We start from the raw sequence: 1,061 nt of genomic DNA, 5'->3' as shown, positions 1-1,061 counted from the left end.
AAGGAGCCTCCCGGTGGCGTCGACACCGAGCCCGACGACCACGGCCTCGGACGCTCGCGTGGCGGGCTGACCACCAAGGTGCACCTCGCGGTCGAGCAGGGACAGAAGCCGCTGTCCCTGCTCGTTACCGCGGGCCAGCGGCACGACAGTCCGCAGTTCCAGCCCGTACCGGAAGGCATCCGGGTGCCCCGCGTCGGCCCGGGTCGACCGCGCACCAGACCGAACAAGGTCCGCGCCGATAAGGCGTACGGCTCTCGCGCGAACCGCGCCTACCTGCGCGGCCGAGGCGTCCCTTGCACGATCCCGGAGAAGTCCGACCAGGTCCGCAATCGCAAGAAGCTCGGCTCCCGAGGCGGCCGACCGCCCAAGTTCGACAAGGCCGACTACAAAGAGCGCCACGCGGTGGAATGCGGGATCAACCGGCTGAAGCGCCACCGAGCCGTAGCCACGAGATATGACAAGCTCGCCGTCCGCTATGAGGCAACAGTGCTGGTCGCAGCCATCAACGAGTGGCTATGACCGACAGCCTTCCCAGCACCTCGCACGGCCCCGGCTGGCCCTCCCGGGCTCTTATTGAGTCGGATGCGGGTCACCGATCACGCGGGATCGTCAGGCTCGACCACCCGAAAGCGTTCGGCCACGACGAGCGTGTCGTCGTCAATGACGGGGATACGACCCAAGAACTCGCTCACGCCATCGCTCCGGAAGAACTCTTCGTGGGCTGCCCGCCACTGTGCCACGTCGGAGTAGCCGCGCCCCTCGGCTCGCGCGAAGTCGTCGTCGATCTCCTTCATGGGAACGACCCGTACGTCGACGAGCTCGATCGTGACGGCCGGACGACCCTCGGAGTCGAGCACCGAGAACCGCTGGCCGGTCTGCGGCACCGCCTCTCCGGCGTGCTCGTAGATCTCCAGGAGGCCCGTGAGCGCGGTCTTCTGACCGCTCAGGATTGCCGCGACGCCACGGTCACGTTCCGGACCGGGAAACGCGAGTTCAAGAGTCGGAAGGTCGTCATGTCCCATCAGGAGATGGTATGAAGCCCGGTCGCGATTGATCAATGG

The 1,061-nt window shown here is 66.8% G+C and carries 2 protein-coding genes; one reads left to right on the top strand and one right to left on the bottom strand.

Annotated elements, in window-relative coordinates; all coding sequences use genetic code 11:
* On the top strand, positions 1-519 hold a 519-nt coding region (locus BG452_RS35225; RefSeq protein WP_188308409.1), incomplete at its 5' end, for an IS5 family transposase.
* Between the two features lie 77 nt (positions 520-596).
* On the opposite strand, the gene BG452_RS35220 is transcribed toward BG452_RS35225, so the two are convergent.
* A complete protein-coding gene (locus tag BG452_RS35220; protein ID WP_188308408.1) occupies positions 597-1,022 on the bottom strand; it encodes an ASCH domain-containing protein in 426 nt (141 codons plus the stop codon).
* Between the last annotated feature and the right edge of the window lie 39 nt (positions 1,023-1,061).

The organism is Streptomyces sp. CBMA123, from assembly GCF_014596465.1.
Classification (GTDB): domain Bacteria; phylum Actinomycetota; class Actinomycetes; order Streptomycetales; family Streptomycetaceae; genus Kitasatospora.
Note: the sequence above shows the minus strand (reverse complement) of the source record. Positions and strands in the feature narration are given on the sequence as shown.